Source organism: Acidovorax sp. Leaf78 (assembly GCF_001422735.1).
In the GTDB taxonomy this organism is placed as follows: domain Bacteria; phylum Pseudomonadota; class Gammaproteobacteria; order Burkholderiales; family Burkholderiaceae_C; genus Acidovorax.
Genome location: NZ_LMLZ01000011.1, coordinates 1 through 22666, shown reverse-complemented (window position 1 = coordinate 22666; position 22666 = coordinate 1). Strand labels below are relative to the sequence as shown.

Genomic DNA, 22666 nt, shown 5'->3' with positions numbered 1-22666 from the left:
TGTGGTGATGGGTTGGATGGAAGGGTGGCGCGAAACGCAGAGCGTAGATGAAATCAGTTGGACCAGCCGCCGTCGATGACCTGGGCCGTGCCCGTGGTGAACGATGACTCGTCGCTCGCCAGGTACACGGCCAGCGCGGCGATCTCTTCGGCCCGGCCCAGCCGGCCCATGGGCTGGCGCTCGACAAAGCCGGCCTCCACAGCGGCCAGGCTCTGGCCCGTGGCCGCGGCCTGCGCGGTGATGCGGTCTCGCAGCGACGGCGACATCACGGTGCCGGGGCAGATGGCATTGCAGCGGATGCCCTGGGCCACGAAGTCGGCGGCCACCGACTTGGTCAGCCCCACGACCGCTGCCTTGGTGGTGCCGTAGACGAACCGCCGGGGCGCTCCTTTGATGCTGCCCGCCACCGAAGCGACGTTGATGATGGACCCGGCGCCGCGCTCCAGCATGCCCGGCAAGAAGGCTCGGATGGTGCGGAACTGCGCACGCACGTTCAGCGTGAACGCGAAGTCCCACTCGTCGTCCGTGCAGTCGAGCACACTGCCCGAGTGCACAAAGCCCGCGCCGTTGAACAGCACGTCCACCGGCCCCACGGCGGCGGCTGCGTCGCGAACGGCCTGGGGCTGCGTCACGTCCAGCACGCGGGTTTCGCATCCGGTGTCGCGATGCAGGGCGGCCAGTGCTGCGGCATTGATGTCGGTGGCGATCACGCGCGCGCCCTGGGCCGCGAAGGCGATGGCCGTGGCGCGGCCAATGCCCTGGCCGGCGGCAGTGAGAAAGGCGGTCTTGCCTGCAAGTCGGAGTGTCATGGAATGCGGGGCGTGAAGAGTGGGTGGGGAGTGCTGTTCGGCAGGGATGGGCGCCGTCAGCCCGTGAACCAGCGCAGCGGCGCCAGCACCGTCTGCGGGAAGAGCACCATGATGAACATCACCGCGAACTCGGCCGCCATGAAGGGCAGCACGCCGCGCGTCACCTCGTCCATCTTCATGCGCCCTACACCGGCCACCACGTTCAGGATGGTGCCCACCGGCGGCGTGACCAGGCCGATGGAGTTGTTGATGATGAACAGCACGCCGAAGTACACCGGGTCGATGCCCGCGGCCTTGATCACGGGCATCAGCACGGGGGTCAGGATGAGGATGGTGGGCGTCATGTCCATCGCGGTGCCCACCAGCATCACCAGCACCATGATCGCGATCAGTAGCAGCGTCTGGTTGCCCATGAAGGGTTTGAGCAACTCCACCATCTGTGCGGGCAGGTTGGCCACGGTGATGAGCCACGACGACACCATGGCCGCCGCCACGAGGAACATCACCACCGCCGTGGTCTTGGCCGCGGTGGTGAAGATGGCCAGCAGCGCGCGCAGCGGCAGCTCGCGGTAGATCACGCTGGCGACGAAGAGCGAGTACACCGCCGCGACCACCGCGGCCTCGGTGGGCGTGAACACGCCCATGCGCAGGCCCACGAGGATGAACACCGGCAAGGTCAGCGCCCACACCGACTCACGCGCGGTGCGCCAGACCTCGGCTGCAGTCTTCTTCTCCGGCATGGCCAGGACCTCTTTGCGGCCCACCCACCACCAGGTCACCGCCAGGCCCACGCCGATCATGATGCCCGGCACGATGCCCGCGATGAACAGCTTGCTGATCGACACGTTGGCCGCCACGCCGAAGATCACGAAGCCAATGCTCGGCGGAATGATGGGCCCGATGACGCCCGACGCCGCGATCAGCCCGCCGGACACCTCTTTCTTGTGCCCGGCCTTGATCATCATAGGCAGCAGCAGCGCCGTGAGTGCCGCCGCATCGGCCACGGCCGAGCCCGACAGCGACGACAGCAGGCAGGCGGCCAGGATCACCACATAGCCCAGGCCGCCCTTCACATGCCCCACCAGCGCCAGCGCGAAGTTGACGATGCGTTGCGACAGCCCGCCCACGTTCATGATCTCGCCGGCCAGCATGAAGAAGGGCACGGCCAGCAGCGGAAAGCTGTCGGCGCCATTGATGAAGTTCTGCGCCAGGATCTGCGCATCGAACAGATCGAGCTGCCACATCAACGCGACGCCGGCGGCCAGCAACGCATAGGCGATCGGGATGCCCAGCGCCATGGTGCCGATGAGGGCCCCCAGAAAAATCAGCACGGTCATGTGTTGTCTCCGTTATTTTTGATGTGCCATCTGTGAATGCATGCGTGCGTGCGTGCGTGTTTGCTTATTGGCCGCGCTGATTCGGCGTCTGGCCCAGGGCCCGTGCGGCCGCGTCTTCGCGCGCCAGCTCGGCCTGCAGCGCTTCCAGCTCGGCCTGTTCTTCGGACTCCTTGACCATCACCAGCTCGTCCTCGCTCGCCTTGCCGGTCAGCACGCGCAGCAGCTGCAGCGTCAGCAGGAAGCCGGCGCACACCGAGAACACCACGCCCGAGGCATAGAAAATGGCCATCGATGCGCCCGTGACCGGGGCTTCCACATCCCAGTTGATCTTCATCTGCTGCCAGCTGCCGTCGAAGAACAGCCAGGTGATGTAGAGCATCAGCACGTGGCCCAGCGCCATGCAGACCTTCTTGCCCCGCACCGACAGGCGCGACACCAGCATGTCGGTGCCCAGGTGCGCGTTCTCCTTGATGGCCGCCACCGCGCCCAGGAAGGTGATCCACACGAAAAGCCAGCGCGACAGCTCCTCGCTGACGGCGATGCCGGAGTTGAAGACGTAGCGCAGCACCACGTTGCCGAACACCAGCACCACCATGGCGGCCAGCGCCAGCGCGATGAGGAGGTTGATGGCCCGGACGTAGCGGTCGATGAAAGTGTTGAGCATGAGGTTGTCTCCGTGGATGGCGGGGTCGGCCGGTCTCGCTTGGGTTCAAAGGCTCAGAGCGCCGCGCCTTGCAGCAGCCCGCGTGCAGCCAGATTGCCGATGAAGGCCCGCAGGCCGAAGCGCCACGGCGGCGCCGTTTCGCTGTGCGTCACCGTGTTGTGCAGCGCGCCCAGCCAGGCGCTCTGGATGGTGACCACATCGCCCAGCTTGTGGGTGAAGCCCCCGCCGGGCTGGTCGCGGTCTTCGATGGGCGCGAACAGCGTGCCCAGGAAGAGCATGAAGCCGTCCGGGTACTGGTGCGCGGCCAGCGTCTGGGCCACCAGGTCGGTGGGGTCGCGGCTGATGCTGGCCATGGTGTTGATGCCCCGCAGCGTGAAGCCGTCGGTGCCCGCCACGCGCAGGTGCACGGTCTCGGTGCGCACCTGTTCCAGCCCGAAGGCTGCGTCGAACAGCCGGATGAACGGACCGATGGCGCACGATGCGTTGTTGTCCTTGGCCTTGCCCAGCAGCAGCGCGCTGCGGCCCTCGATGTCGCGCAGGTTGACGTCGTTGCCCAGCGTGGCGCCCACGATGTCGCCGCGGCTGTTGACGGCCAGCACCACCTCGGGCTCGGGGTTGTTCCAGGCCGAATCGGCGCGGATGCCGATCTCCTCGCCCGTGCCCACCGAGGCGAGCACCGGCGCCTTGGTGAAGACCTCGGCATCGGGGCCAATGCCGACTTCGAGGTATTGCGACCACAGGCCCTTGTCTTGCAGCAGCGCCTTCAGGGCCATGGCCTGCTCCGAGCCCGGGCGGATGTCTGCCAGGCTCTCGCCGATGAGCCCCACCACCTGGCTGCGCAGGCCCTGGGCACGGGCCGCGTCGCCGCGGGCCTGCTCTTCGATGACGCGCTCGATCAGGCTGGCCGCAAAGGTCACGCCGGCGGCCTTGACCACCTGCAGGTCGCAGGGGGCGAGCAGCCAGGGCAGGGCTGCGTTGCGCGTGCTGCTCTCGCCGATGTGGTTCGGTTGGCTGTTGGCGAGAAGTTCATCCACGCGGCACAGGTATTCGCCCTTGGCAGCACGCGCCGCCTCTGCGGGCGCGGGCGTGTCCAGCAGCGTACTCATGGTGGGGTAGTGCCGGCTCAGGTCGAAGACGCCGTCGGTGCGCAGGGCGATCACCGCCGGGCCGGGCACATCGCCAGGCACCCAGGCACGGCCGACCAGGGTGCCAGCCAGGCCGTCTTCGGGGAGGGTGTCGCGGGGCAGGGCCGCAGCTTGCGCTCCCCTTTGTGGGAGGGGGGATGCAGAGGTGTCGCTCATGGAAATTCCTTGGAGGAGAGTTCGGGGTCTGGGCTCGGGGTGTTCGTTGCGGCGGCTCGGTGGTGGGTGCTGTCAGCCCTCCGACATGCCATCCCTGCATCACCCCATCCGTTCACGTTGAGCTTGTCGAAACGCGGCGCAGGGCTTCGACAGGCTCAGCCCGAACGGTGGGGGGAGGGTTGGAAGGGTGCAGGCCTCCGCATCGGTATCCGATCCGCATCCGCATCGCCCACCCCATCAATGGTTATGCCGCGGCGTGTGCTCCGAAATCCGCCGGTAGTCCAGCGCAAAGTCGAGCGTGGCGCCATCCACCAGCTGCCCGGTCTTCTCGCGGTAAAGTGCCTCCCACGGCGACTGGCTCCTGGGGATGGGCGGCGCGGGCAGCTCGCGGCGGCGGCGCTCGATCTCTTCGGGCGCCACCAGCGCGTCGCAGCGGCCGGCGTTCAGGTCGATGCGAATCGTGTCGCCGCTGAGCAGCCATGAGAGGCCGCCGCCCACCGCGCTTTCGGGTGAGACATTCAGGATCGAAGGGCTGTCGGCCGTGCCCGACTGGCGTCCATCGCCCAGCGTGGGCAGGGTGTTGATGCCGCGGCGGATCAGCGCGTCGGGCGGCTGCATGTTGACCACCTCGGCCGAGCCCGGCCATCCGATGGGGCCGGCGCCGCGCATCACCAGAATGCAGCCTTCATCGATATTCAGCGACGGGTCGTTGATGCGTGCGTGGTAGTCGTCCGCCCCTTCGAACACCACGGCGCGCGCTTCGAAGATGCCCTCTGCGCCTGGCTTGTTCAGGTAGCGCTGGCGGAAGGACGCGGAGATCACCGAGGTCTTCATGATGCCGAAGTCGAACAGGTTGCCGTGCAGCACCAAAAAGCCGGCTTTCTCCATCAACGGCGCGTTGAACGGGAAGATCACCTCGCGGTCGCGCGTCTCGCGGCCCTGCAGGTTGTCGGCGATGGGCTTGCCGGTCACGCTCATGCAGTCGGCATGCAGGCGGCCTGCCTGCTGCAGCTCCCACATCAGCGCAGGCACGCCGCCAGCGCGGAAGAACCGCTCGCCGAGGTACTTGCCGGCGGGCTGCATGTTCAGCAGCAGGGGCAGGTCGTAGGCATGCTGCGTCCAGTCCTCGGGGCGCAGGTCCACGCCCGCGTGGCGCGCCATGGCCATGATGTGCACCTGCGCATTGCTGCTGCCCCCGGCCACGCTGACCACGGCCAGCGCGTTCAGAAAACTCTCGCGGGTGAGAATGCGTGAAGGGCGCAGGTCCTCGTACGCCATCTCCACGATGCGCCGCCCGGTCTCGTACGCCATCTGCCCGCGTTCGCGGTAGGGCGCCGGAATGGCGGCGCAGCCCGGCAGCGACAGGCCCAGCGCCTCGGCCACCGCGTTCATGGTCGATGCGGTGCCCATGGTGTTGCAGTGGCCCGCCGACGGCGCGCTGCTGCAGGCGCGCTGCAAAAATTCTTCTTCGTCTATGTCGCCCGCGGCCAACTGGCGGCGGCTGCGCCAGATCACGGTGCCCGAGCCCACCAGTTCGCCGTCGTGCCAGCCGTCCAGCATGGGGCCGCCCGAGAGCACGATGGCCGGGATGTCCACTGTGGACGCCGCCATGATGCCGGCCGGCGTGGTCTTGTCGCAGCCGGTGGTCAACACCACCGCGTCGATGGGGTAGCCGTACAGGATCTCCGCCAGCCCCAGGTACGCCAGGTTGCGGTCCAGCGCGGCGGTGGGGCGGCGGCAGTTCTCGAAGATGGGGTGCACCGGAAACTCCATCGGTATGCCTCCGGCATCGCGGATGCCCTCGCGCACGCGCCGCGCCAGGTCCACATGGATACGGTTGCAGGGCGACAGGTCGCTGCCGGTCTGCGCGATGCCAATGATGGGGCGGCCCGAGCGCAGTTCTTCGGGCGTGAGCCCGTAGTTCATGAAGCGTTCGAGGTAGAGCGCGGTCATGTCCGAGCGTGCGGGGTCGGCAAACCATTCGCGGGAGCGGAAGGGGCGGCGGGGTGTTTGGGTCATGGATCGCGGTGTGTCTGCAGGAGGGGCGGGCGCTGCGCCAGGGGGTTGCATGTGTGAGGTCGAACCACCAAGCCGTTCGGGCTGAGCCCGTCGAAGCCTTGCGCGGCGCGTCGATCAGACCCAGCCCGTTCGGGCTGAGCCCGTCGAAGCCTTGCGCGGCGCGTCGATCAGACCCAGCCCGTTCGGGCTGAGCCCGTCGAAGCCTTGCACAGCGCTCCGACAGCCCTCAGAGAACGGTGGGGCGGATCAGAAAAATTACTTCCCGCCCCGCGCCTTGGCCAGCTCGCCCATCATTTCGCTGGTGGTCTCCTCACCGAATTCCTTGGCGTACTTGGTCAGCACCGGCTGCAGCTTGGCGCGCATCTTGGCCTGCTCGGCGGGTGCGAGTTCGGTCACCTGCATGCCCGCCTTCTTCAGCTCGCCCAGTGCGGTCTCGCTGAACGCGCGGATGGTCTTGCGCTCGAACAGCGTGGCTTCGCGCGCGGCGTCCTGCACGATCTTTTGCTCCTGCGCCGACAGGCCGTCCCAGGTCTTCTTGGACATCAGCAGCACCCAGGCGCTGTACATGTGGCGCGACAGCACCAGGTGCTTTTGCACTTCATAGAACTTGCTCGACAGGATGGTGGCGGGCGGGTTCTCCTGCCCATCCACCGCGGCCTGTTCCATGGCCGAGTACAGCTCGGTGAAGGGCATGGGCGTGGCGTTGGCGCCCAGGGCGTTGAAGGTGTCGAGGAACAGCGGGCTCTGGATCACGCGCAGCTTCAGGCCCGCCAGGTCTTCCGCCTTGGTGATGGGGCGGCGCGAGTTGGTCACGTGCCGGAAGCCGTTCTCCCAGAAGCCCAGGCCCACCAGGCCCTTTTCGGGCAGCTTGGCCAGCAGCTTCTGGCCGAACGGGCCATCGAGCACCGCGTCGGCTTCTTGTTCGTTGTTGAAGGTGAGCGGCAGGTTCAGCACGCCAAACGGCTTGATCAGCGCCATCAGCGTGGAGCTGTCGGGTACCGTCATCTCCAGCGTGCCGCCGCGCAGGGCCGAGGTCATGCTCACGTCGTTGCCCAGCGAGCCGCTGGCGTACAGCTTGGCCACCAGCTTGCCGCCGCTCTTGGCCGAGAGCTGCTCGGCAAAGTGCTTGACGGCCTGCGCCTGGGGGTGGTCGTCGTTCAGGCCGATGCCGACCTTGAACACGTGGTCCTTGATCTGCGCCGACACAGGTGCAGCCATGGCGGCCAGCAATGCAGCGGCCAGGGCGAGTGATTTGAATTGCATGGTGTTTGTCTCCGAATATGGAATGGCTGGGGCACGGTGGAGCACGGCCCAAAGACGGTCCACCGGCGCCATCGGGTCTCTGCAGGACCCTCCCGACGCAGGCGAGAGAGTAGGTTTCGCTGGGCGCGGGGTCCACTCAATTTTTTGCTAGCATCCATTCCAAATGCTTATGAGTTGCCGTGGCCTCCATCCCTGTTCCGGGTAAACCCCTGTCGATGGCGCAGGCCTGCGCGCGGCTGCGCTTTCGGCACCTGCAGTTCCTGGACATCCTGGGCCAGACGCGCAACCTGCGCCTGACGGCCGAGCAGATGCACATCACGCAGCCGGCCGCCACCAAGATCCTGATGGACATCGAAGAGATCCTGGAATCGCGGCTCTTCGATCGCCTGTCGCGCGGCATGCGGCCCAACGAGCTGGGGCTGTTCACACTACGCTACGCTGCCAGCGCGCTCGCCGGCCACCGCAAGTTCGTCGATGAATTCAATGCTCTCAAGGAGGGTGGCCACGGCCACCTGACCATTGGCGCCATCACAGGATCGGCCGCGCATGTGCTGACGGCGTCGGTGGCCGAGATCCAGCGCCTGCGCCCGCTGCTGGTGCTCAAGGTGCTGGAGCAAAGCAGCGACCAGCTGATCGTGTGGCTGGCCGAGCGCAAGATCGACCTGATGATCGGCCGCTTCACCGACGAGGCGCAGCGCGCGCAATTCCACTACGAACGTCTGTCCAACGAGCCGTTGCTGGTGGTGGGCGGCCTGCACCACCCTCTGCGCGGCGCGCGCGACCTGGACATGGCCGAGCTGTCGCACTGGCCGTGGATCCTGTACCCCGCGTCCACCGCGGTGCGCAGGGTGTCGGACGACATCTTCGGCCGCAACGGCCTGGCGCTCAGCTCGGGCGTGGTGGAGACCCCGTCGTTCCTGTTTGCGCTCCAGATGATGCAGACCACCGACATGCTGTCGCTGCAGCCCCAGGCGCTGGTGGAGCGGTACATCGCCAAGGGCCTGCTGGCCCGCATCCCCGTGGACCTGCCCGACCGCATGCCCGACTACGGCCTCATCACCCGGCTGGGAGAGTCGCCCACGCCTGCGATGCAGGCCTTCATCGACGTGCTGCGCGAGGTGGCCAGCCCTGCCATCGATGGGCCTTGACCGGCTTTGATCTTGACGTTGCGCGCACACGGCTATCGATAACCAAAGGTTATTGAAAATCCCTTGCAGCTGCGTCCGCCCAGGCCGTTATGCTCTGCGCCCTTTTCCCTGAATTTTCCGCGACGCCTTTCCCATGCAAGACACCCCTGACACGCCCGACACCATCCAGGAGCCCCGCCTTTGGAGCGACGGCCAATGGACCGCGCAGGTCATCAAGAACGAGGACGACGACGGCTGGGCCGTGTCCATGACGCTCAAGGGCGAGACGGAGCCCGCGCTGGTCGGCCCTTGGACCATGGGGCGCGACAAGAAGAATCCCAAGCCGCTCGACGTCTCGGCCTTCCACACCCTGGTCAAGACCGCCAGCGAGGTGCTGCGCCGCCACGAGCAGCAGTTGCATGCGCAGCTCAACAAGAACGTGTCGGTCACCGTCAACGGCCAGCGGCTGAAGGTGGCCCTGGCCATCGTGCCCGACGAAGAAGGCGCCACGGCCACGCTGAGCGCGCATGACGAGCTGGGCGAGGAACTGGCGCGGGTGCCGGCGCCGCCCACGTTCAAGCTCACCCCCGCCAGCGCCACGGCCTGGGTGGAGGGCGGCTTCGAGAAGCCGCGCTGACGGATTGATGTGCCTCAACGGTGGCGGCAGGGCCATCGCGCAGGCGACTGCAGGGCACCAGGGTTTCCCCTAGAATCGTGGCGCCGGGCGGGATGTCTCCTGCCCGGCAGCGTTCTCAGGGCGGGGCGAAATTCCCCACCGGCGGTATCTGCGGGCAGATGTCTTTGCATCTGCACTGCAGCAGCCCGCGAGCGCCCGGGCCGTGCCAGCAGTGGTGGCGGCCCGGGGTCAGCAGATCTGGTGAGATGCCAGAGCCGACGGTCACAGTCCGGATGAAAGAGATCGCGAAACCAGGGGCCGCCCGCAGGGGTGGTGCCGTGCGTGCATCTGCGCAGCGTGTCCGGTCCTGTGCGGCCCGAGGTGGTGATCCATCACCGGCCTGGTCGCCCGGCCCGGCCTTGCCCGCAGCGGTGCGTGCGGTGCTGCCGGTGCACGGCAGTCCTGTTCGCGCGCCCTGATTCTGGTAATCCTTTCCTCGCTTTGAGATAAGTCCATGAATCAGTCCATTCCTTCCCAGACAGCCATCTCCGCCGCCACGGCACGCCGCAGCGAACGCGTCGCGATCATCTGCGCCGGCTGGCACCGGGACATCGTCCACCAGTCGCGCGATGCCGCGATCGCCGAGTTCGGCCGCAACGGGCTGCCCGCCGGGCAGATCGAGCAGTTCGAAGTGCCCGGCGCCTTCGAGATCCCGCTCCTGGCCAAGCGCCTGGCGCAAAGCGGCCGCTACGACGCCATCGTGGCCTGTGCGCTGGTGGTCAACGGCGGCATCTACCGCCACGAGTTCGTGACCACCGCCGTCATCGACGGCCTGATGCGCGTGCAGCTCGACACCGAGGTGCCCGTGATGTCCGCCGTGCTCACGCCGCGCGACTTCCACGAGCACGAAGACCACCTCAAGTTCTTCCGCGAACACTTCGTGAAAAAGGGCACCGAAGTGGCCGACGCCTGCCTGCGCACCATGGCGCAGTACAAGGCGCTGGAGCCTGCGCACGGGGATTGATCGCTCGCGGCTACGCGCTGCGTGGCGGTAAGATGCCGCCCGCGGTGCAAGCCGCGCCCGGGCCCGCGGGAAGGGTTGAACCCACTTGCCACTCCTGGAGCACCCTGCGTGTTCCGTGCCGAGCTGACTTTTCTTTTCATCCTTTGTGCTGCCGGAGTTGCGGGCCGTCGGCGATCCATGCACGGAGGTTCTCGTGAAACGCATTCCCCCTCGGCCCGACCTGGGCCATCTCAAGAAACAAGCCAAGGACCTGCTTGCCAGCTATCGCAGCGGCGAGCCCGAGGCGCTGGCGCGCTTTCGCAACGCGCTGCCTTCCGCCGCAGGGCTGGGCGATGCCGCCATCGCGGCCCTGGGCCTGAAGCTGCACGACGCGCAATCGTGCCTGGCGCGCGAGCATGGCTTTGCGTCGTGGGCCGACTTCCAGGGCTTTGTGCTGGCGCGGCGCGCGCTGGTGGATGACCCGGAGCGCGCCACGCAGCAGTGGCTGCGCCTGGTCTATGCGGGCGACATTGCAGGCGGCAACCACAGTGCCCGGCCCCGGCTGGCCGAACGGCTGTGGGCCGATGGCGCCATCCCGCAGGACGAAGGCCCGTGGCTGGCCTGTGCCGTGGGCGATGAGGCGCGCCTGCGCCAGGCCATTGCGCAAGACCCGGGCTGGGTGCACCGCGCTGGCGGGCCCTTGCAGCTGCCGCCGCTGCTGGCCGTGGCGCATTCCAGCCTGGCGCGGCTGCCGGCGTTCGCGGACCGCCTGCAGGCCTGCGTGGCCCTGCTGCTGCAAGCGGGTGCCGATGCCAACCAGCGGGTGGGCAGCCGCTGGCCCCCCGCGTCGCTGGCAGCGCCCGATGCAACGCACCCCCTCTCGGCGCTGTATGGCGCAGCGGGGCAGAACCAGCATGCCGGCATGGCGCGCCTGCTGCTGGACGCGGGCGCCGACCCCAACGATGGCGAGTCGCTGTACCACGCGCTGGGCAGCCTGGACTGCACGCGCATGCTGCTGGAGGCGGGCGCGCGGGTGCAGGGATCGAACGCGGTGTACAGAGTGCTCGACATGGACGACCTGCCAGCGCTGCAACTGCTGCTGGCGCACGGTGCGGATGCGAACGAGCCCTTGGGCCAGGACGGCGGGCCCGCCCCCCACAGCGCGCCCCTGCTGTGGGCCCTGCGGCGGCGGCGATCGCTCGCACACGTGCAGGCGTTGGTGGCCGCGGGTGCCGACCCCGCCATGCGCACCGCCGACGGCACGGCGGCGCACATCCAGGCCCTGCGGTATGGGCTGCCGGCCGTGGCGGCGTTTCTGCGCACCGCGGCCGGCGGGGGCGAGGTGCCTGCCGACGAGCAGTTCATCGCCGCCTGCGCCGAGGCCGACGAGGCACGGGCGCGCACGCTGCTGACCGCCCTGCCTGGGCTGGTGCATGCGCTGTCGCCGCCCCAGCAGCGCCTGCTGCCCGAGCTGGCTGCCCAGGCGGACTGCGGCGCTGCCGTGCGGCTGATGGTGCGCCTGGGCTGGCCCATCGACGCGAAGGGGGGCGACTGGGACGGCACCGCGCTGCACCTGGCCATCTTTCGGGGCGACGCGGCGCTGACCCGTTTCCTGCTGGAGCACGGCGCGCGCTGGCAGGCCACGCATGGCTTTGAGGACAACGCTTGCGGCGCGCTGTCGTGGGGGTCGATCAACACGCCCGAGCCCGGTGGCGACTGGGTGGGCTGCGCCCAGGCACTGGTGGACCACGGCTTGCCAGCGGCGGCGCCCGATCCGAAGGGCTCGGAGGCCGTGCTGCTGGACGGCCGGCTGATGCGCTTCTCCGATGAGGTGACGGAGTATCTGCTGGAGGCTGCTGCGCCGCTGGCGTGAGGCGATACGCATCCCCATCCGTTCACGCTGAGCTTGTCGAAGCGCCGCGCAAGGCTTCGACAGGCTCAGCCCGAACGGATGTGGACAGTGGCGGTGGTCTGGCGATCCAGCTACACCTTTGATCCGTGGACCGGCAGCTGCAGCTACACCACGCCCGATGCCCGCAGCGCTGCAATACGCTCGGGGCCAAGCCCCATCTCGGCAAGCACTTCGTCCGTGTGCTGCCCCAGCGCCGGCGGCGCGTTGCGCAGCACCGGCGGCGTGGCCGACAGGCGCAGCGGGCTGGCCACGCCGGTGATCTGCTGCACGCCGTCGGTGGCGGCCTCGCCGTCCTTCCAGCGCGGCAGCGTCACCGCCAGGCCGCGCGCTTTGACCTGCGCATCGTCGAACGCCTGCGCAATGGTGTTGATGGGGCCGCAGGGCACGGCCTTGTCTTCCAGCAGCGCGATCCAGTCGGCGGTGGTGCGCGTGCGCGTCACCGCCTCCATGGCGGGGATCAGGTCGGTGCGGTGCTTCACGCGCAGCGTGTTGGTGGCAAAGCGCGGGTCGGTGCCCCACTGGGGCTGGCTGGCCGCGGCGCAAAAGCGCTGGAACTGCCCGTCGTTGCCGATGGCCAGCAGCATGTTGCCGTCGGCGGTCGCAAAGTCCTGGTAGGGCGCCAGGCTCGGGTGGCTGTTGCCCATGCGCTCGGGCGCCTTGCCGGTCGCAAGGAAGCCTGAGGCCTGGTTGGCCAGCACGGCCATGCCCACGTCGAGCAGCGCCATGTCGATGTGCTGGCCCTGGCCGGTGCCAGTGGCCGCGTTGTCGCGCACATGCAGCGCGGCCAGGATGGCGTTGCTGGCGTACAGGCCGGTGAACAGGTCGATCACGGCCACGCCCACGCGCATCGGGCCGCCGCCGGGCTGGCTGTCGGCCTGGCCGGTGATACTCATCAGGCCCGTCATGGCCTGCACCATCAGGTCGTAGCCCGCGCGCTCGGCGTATGGCCCGTCCTGCCCAAAGCCGGTGACGGAGCAGTAGATGAGGCGCGGGTTCAGCGCGCGCAGGCTCTCGTGGTCCAGGCCGTATTGCTTCAGGCCGCCGACCTTGAAGTTCTCGACCACGATGTCGGCCTCTTGCGCCATCTGCCGGATCAGCGCCTGCCCGTCGGGTGATGCCATGTCGATGGTGACCGAGCGCTTGTTGCGGTTGCAGGCGGTGTAGTAGCTCGCCTGGTTCGTGTCGTTGCCCTCGGCGTCCTTCAAAAAGGGCGGGCCCCACTGGCGCGTGTCGTCGCCCACGCCGGGGCGTTCTACCTTCACCACATCCGCCCCCAGGTCGGCCAGCACCTGCGTGCACCACGGGCCGGCCAGCACACGGGAGAGGTCGAGCACCTTGATGCCCGTCAGGGCGCCTGCATTGGATGTGGTCATGGAAATTTGAATGAAAAAGGCTGCTAGCGCCTGTCTATAAAGCGCTAGCAGCTATCGTTTTAGGAGTAATGGCAGTGAATCTACCGGGCCATGATGGCTTCGAAGGCTTAGTTGCTGAACGCTGCAATGCCAGTCTGCGCCCGGCCCAGGATCAGCGCATGCACATCGTGCGTGCCTTCATACGTGTTCACCACTTCCAGGTTCACCAGGTGGCGCGCCACGCCGAACTCGTCGCTGATGCCGTTGCCCCCCATCATGTCGCGCGCCAGGCGGGCGATGTCCAGGGCCTTGCCGCAGCTGTTGCGCTTGATGATGGACGTGCCTTCCACGCTGGCCGTGCCCGCGTCCTTCATGCGGCCGAACTGCAGGCAGGCCTGCAGGCCGATGGCGATCTCGGTCTGCATGTCGGCCAGCTTCTTCTGGATGAGCTGGTTCGCAGCCAGGGGGCGGCCAAACTGCTTGCGGTCCAGCGTGTACTGGCGGGCGGTGTGCCAGCAGAACTCGGCCGCACCCAGTGCGCCCCAGGCGATGCCGTAGCGCGCGCTGTTCAGGCAGGTGAAGGGGCCCTTCAGGCCCTGCACTTCAGGAAACGCGTTTTCTTCAGGCACGAACACGTCGTCCATCACGATCTCCCCCGTGATCGATGCACGCAGGCCCACCTTGCCGTGGATGGCAGGAGCCGTCAGCCCCTTCATGCCCTTGTCCAGCACAAAGCCGCGGATGGGGCCCACCGCACCGCCTTCGGATACTTCCTTGGCCCAGACGACGAACACATCCGCCACGGGGCTGTTGGTGATCCACATCTTGCTGCCCTTGAGCTTGTAGCCGCCATCGACCTTGTAGGCGCGCGTGGCCATGCTGCCGGGGTCGGAGCCGTGGTCGGGCTCGGTCAGGCCGAAGCAGCCGATCCACTCGCCGGTGGCGAGCTTGGGCAGGTACTTCTGCTTTTGCGCTTCGGTGCCGAACTCATGGATGGGCACCATCACCAGCGACGACTGCACGCTGGCCATGGAGCGGTAGCCCGAATCCACGCGTTCGACTTCGCGGGCGATCAGGCCATAGGCCACGTACGACAGGCCGGGGCCGCCGTACTGCTCGGGGATGGTGGGGCCCAGGAGTCCCACTTCGCCCATCTCGCGAAAGATGCTCACGTCCATCTTTTCGTGTCGGAAGGCGTCCAGCACGCGGGGTGCCAGCTTGTCCTGGCAGTAGGCGGCGGCGGCGTCGCGGATGGCGCGCTCGTCGTCGGTCAGCTGCTGGCTCAGCAGGAAAGGGTCATCCCATTGAAAAGAGGCGTGGGCCATGTGCGTGTCTCCAGGTGCAAAAAAAAGGTGGCAACAAAGGTGTTCTGAGGCGCATCGTAGGCCGCGCGCCAGCGGGCGGCAAGCGAGTTCTTTTCATCCAGATATGTATAAATGGAATGTATGGAATACTTTGCGCCAGACACCGCCTGCCGGGTGGCCACCGTACAAGTTCATCTTCATCATGCGCCGCAACATTCCATCGACCCAGGCCCTGGCCTGTTTTGAAGTCGCTGCCCGCCACGAGAGCTACACCCGCGCCGCGCAAGAGTTGTCTCTGACGCAGAGCGCTGTCTCCCGCCAGATCCAGGCACTGGAAGAATTCCTGGGCGTGCAGCTGTTTCGCCGCACCCGCCACGGCGTGGTGCTGACGCCCGCCGGCGCGCACTATGGCCGCCAGGTGGCGCGCTGGCTGCAGGGGCTGGAGCGCGACACGCTGGACGTGATGGCCCACCAGGGCGAGGGCGGCACGCTGTCGCTGGCGGCCGTGCCCACGTTTGCCACGCGCTGGCTCGTACCGCGCCTGCCGCAGTTGGCACAGGTGCACCCCGACATCGTGGTGCACATCGACACGCAGACGCGGCCATTTCTGTTTGCCGACACCACCTTCGACGCCGCGCTGTACGCCGGCACGCCGGAGCAGGTGGCCAACTGGCCCGGCGTGCAGGCCCAGCTGCTGATGCACGAAGACGTCGTGCCCGTGTGCAGCCCGCGCCTGCTCGAATCTGCCGCGCCCCGCGGCCGGGGCCGCGCCCACCAGCCCGTGGCGGCCGAAGCGCTGGCCGACCTGCCCCTGCTGCAGCAAAGCACGCGCCCGTATGGCTGGCGGCAGTGGTTCGATGCGATGGCGGTGGAGGCGCCGCACGCGCTCGATGGCCCGCGCTACGAGCTGTTCTCCATGCTGGCCGTGGCGGCCACGCACGGCATGGGTGTGGCGCTGATCCCGCCGCTGCTGATCGAGGCGGAGCTTGCCAGCGGCGAGCTGGTGGTGGCCTGCGCTCGGCCCCTGCGCGGCGAGCGCGGGTACTACCTGATCAGCCCCGCGCAGCCCGCACAGTCCCCGGTGCTGGCCGCGTTTTCGCGCTGGTTGCAGGACATGGCCGCGTTGGGGGGCAGTCCAATGCCTGGACCCGGCTAATGCGCTTGCATGCGCCTTCTGGCTGAACTAATCTGGCGCTGTAAGGATCAGTTGACACATAAATCACAACCTGAAAGTGCCTTCCATGACGACCTACCATGCACCGCATTTCGATCCCACCGTCGACGAGATCGAAACCCTGAAGCAACTCGAAATGGGCGAGACCATCACGCTGCCCCACGGGCTCAAGGACCACGTGTCCGCGCGCCTGCTGGAGTGGGGCTTCATCGCCAAGGGCACCTCCGGAGACCTGACCATCACCCCCAGCGGCCGCCAGCTCATACGCCGCCAAGACAACTGACCCGTGGCATACCACACCGCTGTTGCAGCGCCGCCTTTGAAGCGCACGCGCCTGTCGGGCAGGGCCCGCGCCCTGCGCGCGGTGGTGCTGGGCGCCGCCATGGCGCTGCTGCTCCAGGGCTGCAGCACCGTCAAGCTGGCCTACAACCAGGCGCCGCAGCTCATGGCGTGGCAGATCAACCGCTACCTGGGCCTGTCGGACGCGCAGAACGAACGCGTGCGCGACGAGCTCGATGACCTGCAGCAGTGGCACCGCGACACCATGCTTCCCCAGCATGCGCAGGTGCTGCAAAAGGTCCAGCGCCAACTGGCCGACGGCATCACCGCGCAGCAGGCCTGCAGCACCTACGCCGAAATCCGCACCCAGTTCGACCAGGTGGTCAGCCAGGCCGAGCCCAAGATGCTGTGGCTGGCATCGCAGCTGACGGACAGCCAGATCCGCCAGCTGGAGCGCAAGCAGGCCGACAGCAATGCCGACTGGCGCAAGGAATGGCTCGACCCCACGCCCGAGAAAGTGCGTGAACACCGCTTCAAGGAACTGCTCTCGCGGGCCGAGGGCTTCTATGGTCGGCTGGACGAGCCGCAAAAAGCCGCGCTGCGCGCATTCATCGCCCAGTCCTCCTTCGACCCCCAGCGCACCTACAACGAACGCCTGCGTCGCCAAAAGGACCTGGTGCAGGTGCTGCAGACCGTGGCCCGCGACCGGCAGAACACCGCCCAGACTAAAACCCTGGTGCGCGAGTATCTGGCCCGGTTCGATCAATCCCCCGACCTGGCGTACCGCAGCTACGCGCAAACGCTGGTGACAGAAGGCTGCGCCGGCTTTGCACAGGTGCACAACGCCACGACACCAGCCCAGCGCGTGAAGGCGGTGGCGTCGGCCAAGTCGTACGAGCAGGATTTCATGACGCTGGCTGCGCAGTGATGGGGTAGAGCCGTGCAGGTCGTGGGGGCCGCGGTGGCGAACCAGCAGGCCTGACTGGTGCGGGATGGTTGGCTATAGCTCGCGGCGAAGAGGTTTGACCGGCAGGGGCTGGCAGGTACTGTGGCTGTTGAGCGCTGCTGCCCGCTGCTGTGCAGTCAGGCCGTAGCTACAGGCATTGACGCGCGAAGCCAGAGTACATGCTGATCGGTGGCCCCACGACGCATTGCGGGCTGCGACTGCTTGCCTGTGGTTGGCACGCATCCCGTGGCAATCCCCCATGGCGTCTTTTGCGCATTTGGGTGGATCATGGGGTCCTTGCTTGGCACTTGCAGGAGACCCCGATGGACAACGCTGTCTATGTAAAGCTCAAGGGCATCGTGATTCAGGACTTGCTGAAAGACCCGCACCGCGCTCAATTCCACGAGCGCGAACTCAAGACCGAGGATCTGACGCCGGAGTACCGGCGGGCGGTGGAGGAGGCGCTGGCCGAGCTTCGGGCGGCGCAGCGGGAAGGTCGTGCGGGCGTGCCCCTCGCCGATGAGCGTTCCTCTTGAGCTGCTTGAGGAAGGCTGGCCTCAGTCTTGCCCCAGCTGAGAGCGGCTGGTTTTGTTGTGGTGTGTCAGAACGAATATCGCTCGGTCACCCAGCTCTTCTTGCTGTTCTTGTAGGCGCTGAACAGAAACAGCGCAGTGAGCAGACCGCCGACGACCAGCGTGCCGGTGGGCCCCAAGGTACTTGCGACTGAATACAGCAGCTTCTCTTTGCCTGCGTGCTTACCCGTGGCCTCGATGGATGCATGGCCCATCGACGACACGATGGAGTAGAACAGCCCGGTCAATACCAGTGTCGCGATGGCGAAAAAAATCGATTTCCCCGAACGCTGCAGGAGACTTGGCCGAACCTTCTGCACTTTGCCGGCCTTGCCCAGCAGGGCCTGAACCTTGCTGACGATGCGCATTTGGGCGGCCTCTGACATGGCATGGACGCCGATGTCATCACCCAAACCTTTCGCGATGATCACCGTGGTGAAGCGCGCATCCTTGGCTGCTTCTACCGAAGCCACCTTGTCTTTCTCGATGAGCCTGCCGTGCTCGCCCAGTTGCGCTTTGTCCTTGTTGCCAAGCGCTGCAAGCGCTTGCGGCTGAAGGTTTTTCTGTGTGCTGAAAAACACGGCACGGTCCGACAGCGTGCGGTATTTACGTGCAAGCACGCAGACGGCGCGGGCCTCGAAGCCCGCGGCGCAACTGACCAGGCCGGCCGCGTGCTGCAGCGCGTGAAAGCCATCTACCGCTGGGCCGTGACCCACCAGCGCATCGACACCAACCCTATGCTCGATCTGGTGCCCTCCGAGATCCTCAAACCCCTCACCGTCCAACACCGGGCCGCCCTGACGGAAAAAGAGGCTGCCCGAGTTCATGCGCAAGCTCGCGGCCTATGACGGTGCGCCCAGCATCGTGCTGGGCCTGCGCATGCTCATGCTCACGGCCTGCATGCCCGGGGAAGTGCGCGGCGCGCGCTGGGCGGAGTTCGACCGCAAGGCGGCCTTGTGGAGCATTCCCGCAGAGCGCATGAAGATGCGCGAGGAACATCGTGTGCCCACTGTCCAAACTGAATCGCCCCGGCTTATCTAGACACTTTTGAGCCGTTGGGAATGTCGCTGTTCGAACTCTACAGGGGATAGTCCTGCCGCCGATGAATGACGGCGCTGTGAGTTTTAGAACATTTCGATGTAGTTGAAGACGTCCGCTCTCGCATCATCACGGGTTGCATAGACCCGCCTGCGGATGCGTTCGCGCTTGAGCAGTTGGAAGAAGCTCTCGGCCACAGCGTTGTCGTGGCAGTTGCCACGCCGGCTCATGCTGCTGACCAGGTTGTGCTCGCGCAGGAAGGTCTGCCACTCGTGGCCTGTGAACTGACAGCCTTGATCGGAATGAACCATGACAGGTGCACGCGGCTGGCGGCGCCATAGCGCCATCAGCAGTGCATCGAGGACCAGGCTCGTGTCAATGCGGCTGCCCATGGACCAGCCCACTACCTGGCGTGAGAACAGATCGACCACAACCGCCAGGTACAGCCAGCCTTCGTGGGTTCGGATGTAGGTGATGTCAGTGACCCAAGACTGATTGGGCTCATCCACCTTGAACTGACGCTTCAGATGGTTTGGTGCGACCACGGCGGGCTTGCCGCCTCGCATTCCAGGCCGGCGGCCGTAGCCCGTCTGCGATCGCAGGCCTTCGATCTTGAGCAACCGCGCCACGCGATGCTTGCCGCAACGCTCGCCCAGGTCGCGCATGTCCAGCGTGAGTTTGCGGTAGCCGTAGACACCGCCACTCTCCAGCCATGCCTGCTTGAGCAAGCCCAGAAGCCTGTGGTCGTCCTTGGCCCGTGGGCTATGCGGCGCTGCCTTCCACGCGTAGTAGCCGCTGGGGTGTAGCTGCATCACCTTGCACATGCGCCGCACGCTGTGTTCCTGCGCATGCTGCTTGATGAACGCGTACCTCACCCGGACTGCCTGGCAAAGTACGCGGCGGCTTTTTTTAGGATGTCACGCTCCTCGGTCACGCGCTTGAGTTCAGCCTTCAGCCGTCGCAGCTCCTCGGTCTGGGACGTCTGCATCTGTCGTTCTGGCGCAGGCACCGAATAGACCTTGATCCACTTGTACAGGCTGTGCTGGCTCACGCCGATCTGGGCGGATACATCGGCTACTCGGTGGCCTCGCTCCGTTATCTGCTTGACCGCTTCGATCTTGAACTCTTCGGGATATGGCTGCTTTGTCATGGCACCTCCTATTGGGCCTCAGGTTTGAGGCTCGAAGGTGTCTAGTTCAGCCGGGGCGATTCACTTCGCGCTTTTTTATTGGGGAGATTGGCCTGGGTTTGAGCGGCCGGGCTGTTGATAACATGGCAGCTATCGGCCACCAGCTGTCGTGGGTACGGTGGGGCCCTTCAAAACAAGGGAGTGAGCCTGTGAGTAAATCTGCCTTCAGATGGTTGATAGTTGTCTCGTATGTCATTCCGACCGTCTTTGCAATCGGGGACCTAACATTCCTCTCGCATCTCATCCCTCCGGAGTTCAAGGAAGCCCAGTCGATTTATGACGCCGCTCAACTGGAAGGCGACACCACCAGCACGGTCCTCATTGGCGTGCTTTGCATAGCTGCCATTGCCGCTGTCCCTTTCCAGCTCTACGGTCTACTGCGCTTTAGGCAGTGGGGACCGAGGTTTGCAGTTTGGTTCAGCGTGGCCTGCTACGTGCTTATTCCGTTCATTGGGGTAACGGTGCAGTCCGGCATAAATTTCGCGGCCATGTCTCTCGGGTCGATGCTTTGGGGCATTGTGGTTGTGCTGCCCTATGTGTCGCCCCAGGTGCGAGGGTATTTTTGGCCCAACCAAGAACCCGCTGGGAATTAGGCGTAGCTGCTAATAGGCCGCTTTGGGCCCAAAGCGGCCCTTCGGTCTCCCCGTCAGCTCGGTCGAAATATCGATTTAGAAGTTCACACGGAGTACGAAGCCCGGCCCGAATCAGAGCGAGGCTTTGTCCAGCGATCCAAATCAGCTATCTCAAACCATGTTGTCAGGCAACCAGCGTAGCTACAAAGTCACGGTACGCGTGCAGCGGGCGTCCGAGCATCTTGACCAGACGCTCACGGTCGCCCTCCTGGGGCACCATCCCGTCACTGACATAACGCTCGGCCATGACCCGCATTTCGTAAGCCATCCACTTGGGCATGAAGTTGGCCATGTTTGCTTCGAAACCGGTTGGATCATCGCCGCCGTAGGCGACTGGGTGTCCCAGCGCTTCGGTCCAGATCGCTGCCGCGTTCGCACCAGTAAGTGTGTCGGGGCCGACGATGTTGATCGTCTCGATAGGCAGCTTGCCCGGCGACTGGTCACGGCGAATCAACTCGATTGCGGCGACCTCGGCAATGTCGCGGGCATCGACCATGGCCACACCCTTCGATCCGATCGGCATCGGGTACACCCCATAGTTCTTCACCACGTCGGCAATCATGACCTCGTTGTCGATGAAGTAGGTTGGCCGCAGGATGGTGGCACTGAAGCCTAGCGCCTCGAGCATGCGCTCAGCACCGTACTTGACGGCGAAGTGCGGCACGTTCACAGCGCGGTCGGCATCGAACACCGACAGGTAGACAACCCGATTGACGCCAGCCTCGCGGGCAATGTTGAGGGTGATGATCGCCTGCGTAAATTCATCTCCCGTCACCGCATTTAGCAGGAAGAGCGTCTTGACGCCGGCAAAGGCAGCCCGCAGGGAATCCAAGTCAAGCAGATCCCCTTGGGCGACTTCCACGCCGGATGCGAAGTTGGCCTTGGCAGGATCGCGGGTAAGAACACGAACGGCGGCGCCGCGCTTTGCGAGTTGTTCGACGACGTGGCGGCCGACGCGGCCGGTAGCTCCAGTAACGAGGATGGTCATGATCAGGTTCCTTCAAGTGGTTGGTTGGTGTGAATGAACTGTAGGTCGTTCCAATATCAACGCACAGACCATAAAATCTATACTGCGGGTTTCAAATATGAGACACCTATGGACTTCGACGCGCTACGTGATTTCCAGCTGGTAGCCACTCACGGAGGTTTAGGCAAGGCCAGCCGTGCCAGTGGCCGCTCTAAGGCCACCCTCTCGCGGCGGCTGGCGGACTTCGAAGATGCTTTGGGGGTGCGTCTCTTCGAGCGCGGCGCTCGAAGCCTCGAACTCACAGCGACCGGTAGAGCATTGCTCTCCCAAACCATTGGCCCGATGCGTGAGATTGAGGAGGCGATGGCGGCGGCACGTGACGGTTTGACGGCGCCCAAGGGGCGCCTACGCGTCGCTGCACCATTGCTGTTTTCTCAGGTCGCTCTCGGCAAGCTGGCCGCACGGTTCAGAGGTTTGTATCCCGAGGTGGAGATAGAGGTCATTTCGGAAGACCGTCTGACCGATCTGGTCGAGGAGCACTTCGACGTCGCGATTCGGATTAATCCGAGAGAGGACGGCAACCTTGTCGGCAGATGCTTCGCAAAAGATAGGCTGATCCTTGCAGCCGCTCCGACTATACAAATCCCGGAGAAAAGAGCCGGGAAGCATCTTCCCGTTCCTGCTGTCGTCATGCCGTCCCACCAAGCAGGAGATATCTGGTCCGTCGGGGAAGGTCAAATCTCCTACGACCCACAGCCTGTACTCAGGCTGTCGTCGTTGCTTTCCATCCGCGATGCCGTGGTGGCGGGTGCGGGAGTGGCGATGCTGCCGCAGTCGATCATCGGCGATCAGTTGGAGAAGCGGGAGCTGGTTTCCTGGGGTATCGCGGGCAAGGAAACCCAGCTCTGGGCGATGCACACCTCACGACGCCTGCAAACCCCAAAGGTAAAGGCATTTGTGGAATTTATAAGCAGCCAATACGACAACGGGTGGTTTGTCATCTAAACCTTCGCGAAACCCGCGCTGCCCGTGACCTCTAGATGAGTATCCGCCTAACGAACGTCTGCTTCTGGCCGAGGCTGTGTGGAAACGCGCAATGAGCATGTGAACCAGCCCGTACCGCGTCACTGGGCCTCATTTTCCAGCAGCACTGCTGTAGGGC

General features: G+C 65.7%; 21 protein-coding genes, 1 pseudogene and 1 riboswitch. Of the genes and pseudogenes, 11 read left to right on the top strand and 11 right to left on the bottom strand.

The window, feature by feature from the left end; genetic code table 11:
* Positions 1 to 53: 53 nt before the first annotated feature.
* The 6 genes from ASF16_RS08330 to ASF16_RS08305 all read right to left on the bottom strand — a co-directional run bounded on the left by ASF16_RS08330 (position 54) and on the right by ASF16_RS08305 (position 7393).
* Positions 54 to 809: an SDR family oxidoreductase gene (locus tag ASF16_RS08330; protein WP_056165223.1), complete on the bottom strand. Its 756-nt coding sequence runs from the start codon at positions 807 to 809 to the stop codon at positions 54 to 56.
* A gap of 56 nt (positions 810 to 865) precedes the next feature.
* Positions 866 to 2146, bottom strand: coding sequence for a TRAP transporter large permease (locus ASF16_RS08325; RefSeq protein WP_056165221.1), 1281 nt, complete (start codon positions 2144 to 2146; stop codon positions 866 to 868).
* Positions 2147 to 2210: 64 nt separating this feature from the next.
* Positions 2211 to 2810 (bottom strand): TRAP transporter small permease, encoded by a 600-nt coding sequence (locus ASF16_RS08320; RefSeq protein WP_056165219.1) that lies wholly within the window; start codon positions 2808 to 2810, stop codon positions 2211 to 2213.
* Between the two features lie 53 nt (positions 2811 to 2863).
* Positions 2864 to 4111, bottom strand: a complete 1248-nt coding sequence (locus ASF16_RS08315; RefSeq protein WP_156371997.1) for a fumarylacetoacetate hydrolase family protein — start codon at positions 4109 to 4111, stop codon at positions 2864 to 2866.
* 237 nt (positions 4112 to 4348) lie between these two features.
* Positions 4349 to 6130 (bottom strand): IlvD/Edd family dehydratase, encoded by a 1782-nt coding sequence (locus tag ASF16_RS08310; RefSeq protein ID WP_056165217.1) that lies wholly within the window; start codon positions 6128 to 6130, stop codon positions 4349 to 4351.
* Positions 6131 to 6385: 255 nt separating this feature from the next.
* Positions 6386 to 7393, bottom strand: a complete 1008-nt coding sequence (locus tag ASF16_RS08305) for a TRAP transporter substrate-binding protein (protein WP_056165216.1) — start codon at positions 7391 to 7393, stop codon at positions 6386 to 6388.
* 215 nt (positions 7394 to 7608) lie between these two features.
* On the opposite strand from ASF16_RS08305, the gene ASF16_RS08300 reads away from it, so the two are divergent.
* The 4 genes from ASF16_RS08300 to ASF16_RS08285 all read left to right on the top strand — a co-directional run bounded on the left by ASF16_RS08300 (position 7609) and on the right by ASF16_RS08285 (position 12012).
* A complete protein-coding gene (locus ASF16_RS08300; RefSeq protein ID WP_056165213.1) occupies positions 7609 to 8541 on the top strand; it encodes a LysR family transcriptional regulator in 933 nt (310 codons plus the stop codon).
* Positions 8542 to 8674: 133 nt separating this feature from the next.
* The gene (locus ASF16_RS08295) at positions 8675 to 9157 is read left to right on the top strand and encodes a hypothetical protein (protein ID WP_056165212.1); all 483 of its coding nucleotides are present in this window, start codon (positions 8675 to 8677) and stop codon (positions 9155 to 9157) included.
* Between the two features lie 107 nt (positions 9158 to 9264).
* Positions 9265 to 9445: riboswitch (FMN riboswitch) on the top strand.
* A 205-nt stretch (positions 9446 to 9650) separates the two neighbouring features.
* Positions 9651 to 10160, top strand: coding sequence for a 6,7-dimethyl-8-ribityllumazine synthase (locus ASF16_RS08290; protein ID WP_056165209.1), 510 nt, complete (start codon positions 9651 to 9653; stop codon positions 10158 to 10160).
* 193 nt (positions 10161 to 10353) lie between these two features.
* Positions 10354 to 12012, top strand: a complete 1659-nt coding sequence (locus ASF16_RS08285; protein ID WP_056165280.1) for an ankyrin repeat domain-containing protein — start codon at positions 10354 to 10356, stop codon at positions 12010 to 12012.
* A 143-nt stretch (positions 12013 to 12155) separates the two neighbouring features.
* Here the strand turns inward: ASF16_RS08285 and ASF16_RS08280 are convergent, their stop codons facing one another.
* Together ASF16_RS08280 and ASF16_RS08275 are read right to left on the bottom strand one after the other, a co-directional pair.
* Complete coding sequence (locus tag ASF16_RS08280) at positions 12156 to 13424, bottom strand: CaiB/BaiF CoA-transferase family protein (RefSeq protein WP_056165208.1); 1269 nt, start codon at positions 13422 to 13424, stop codon at positions 12156 to 12158.
* Between the two features lie 107 nt (positions 13425 to 13531).
* On the bottom strand, positions 13532 to 14728 hold the full coding sequence (locus ASF16_RS08275; protein WP_056165206.1) for an acyl-CoA dehydrogenase: 1197 nt from the start codon (positions 14726 to 14728) through the stop codon (positions 13532 to 13534).
* A gap of 181 nt (positions 14729 to 14909) precedes the next feature.
* On the opposite strand from ASF16_RS08275, the gene ASF16_RS08270 reads away from it, so the two are divergent.
* The 4 genes from ASF16_RS08270 to ASF16_RS08255 all read left to right on the top strand — a co-directional run bounded on the left by ASF16_RS08270 (position 14910) and on the right by ASF16_RS08255 (position 17642).
* On the top strand, positions 14910 to 15863 hold the full coding sequence (locus tag ASF16_RS08270) for a LysR family transcriptional regulator (protein ID WP_056165278.1): 954 nt from the start codon (positions 14910 to 14912) through the stop codon (positions 15861 to 15863).
* A gap of 85 nt (positions 15864 to 15948) precedes the next feature.
* Positions 15949 to 16164, top strand: a complete 216-nt coding sequence (locus ASF16_RS08265; protein WP_056165203.1) for a hypothetical protein — start codon at positions 15949 to 15951, stop codon at positions 16162 to 16164.
* A 3-nt stretch (positions 16165 to 16167) separates the two neighbouring features.
* The gene (locus ASF16_RS08260; protein WP_235507300.1) at positions 16168 to 17088 is read left to right on the top strand and encodes a DUF6279 family lipoprotein; all 921 of its coding nucleotides are present in this window, start codon (positions 16168 to 16170) and stop codon (positions 17086 to 17088) included.
* Between the two features lie 341 nt (positions 17089 to 17429).
* Complete coding sequence (locus tag ASF16_RS08255) at positions 17430 to 17642, top strand: hypothetical protein (protein WP_156371996.1); 213 nt, start codon at positions 17430 to 17432, stop codon at positions 17640 to 17642.
* 65 nt (positions 17643 to 17707) lie between these two features.
* On the opposite strand, the gene ASF16_RS08250 is transcribed toward ASF16_RS08255, so the two are convergent.
* Positions 17708 to 18505 carry a hypothetical protein gene (locus tag ASF16_RS08250; protein WP_056165199.1) on the bottom strand — a complete coding sequence of 266 codons (798 nt, stop codon included), beginning with the start codon at positions 18503 to 18505 and terminating at the stop codon, positions 17708 to 17710.
* Between ASF16_RS08250 and ASF16_RS08245 the strand changes: the two genes are divergently transcribed.
* Positions 18504 to 18719, top strand: coding sequence for a hypothetical protein (locus ASF16_RS08245; protein WP_056165197.1), 216 nt, complete (start codon positions 18504 to 18506; stop codon positions 18717 to 18719). The two genes, ASF16_RS08250 and ASF16_RS08245, sit on opposite strands and share 2 nt — an antisense overlap.
* Here the strand turns inward: ASF16_RS08245 and ASF16_RS08240 are convergent.
* Positions 18716 to 19866, bottom strand: a pseudogene (locus tag ASF16_RS08240) (IS3 family transposase). The gene ASF16_RS08245 and the pseudogene ASF16_RS08240 overlap by 4 nt on opposite strands.
* Positions 19867 to 20054: 188 nt before the next feature.
* Here ASF16_RS08240 and ASF16_RS08230 point away from each other — a divergent pair.
* On the top strand, positions 20055 to 20498 hold the full coding sequence (locus ASF16_RS08230) for a hypothetical protein (RefSeq protein ID WP_156371995.1): 444 nt from the start codon (positions 20055 to 20057) through the stop codon (positions 20496 to 20498).
* A gap of 163 nt (positions 20499 to 20661) precedes the next feature.
* Here the strand turns inward: ASF16_RS08230 and ASF16_RS08225 are convergent, their stop codons facing one another.
* Positions 20662 to 21525: an SDR family oxidoreductase gene (locus tag ASF16_RS08225; RefSeq protein WP_056165191.1), complete on the bottom strand. Its 864-nt coding sequence runs from the start codon at positions 21523 to 21525 to the stop codon at positions 20662 to 20664.
* Positions 21526 to 21633: 108 nt separating this feature from the next.
* Between ASF16_RS08225 and ASF16_RS08220 the strand changes: the two genes are divergently transcribed.
* A complete protein-coding gene (locus tag ASF16_RS08220; protein ID WP_056165189.1) occupies positions 21634 to 22509 on the top strand; it encodes a LysR family transcriptional regulator in 876 nt (291 codons plus the stop codon).
* Positions 22510 to 22666 lie beyond the last annotated feature (157 nt).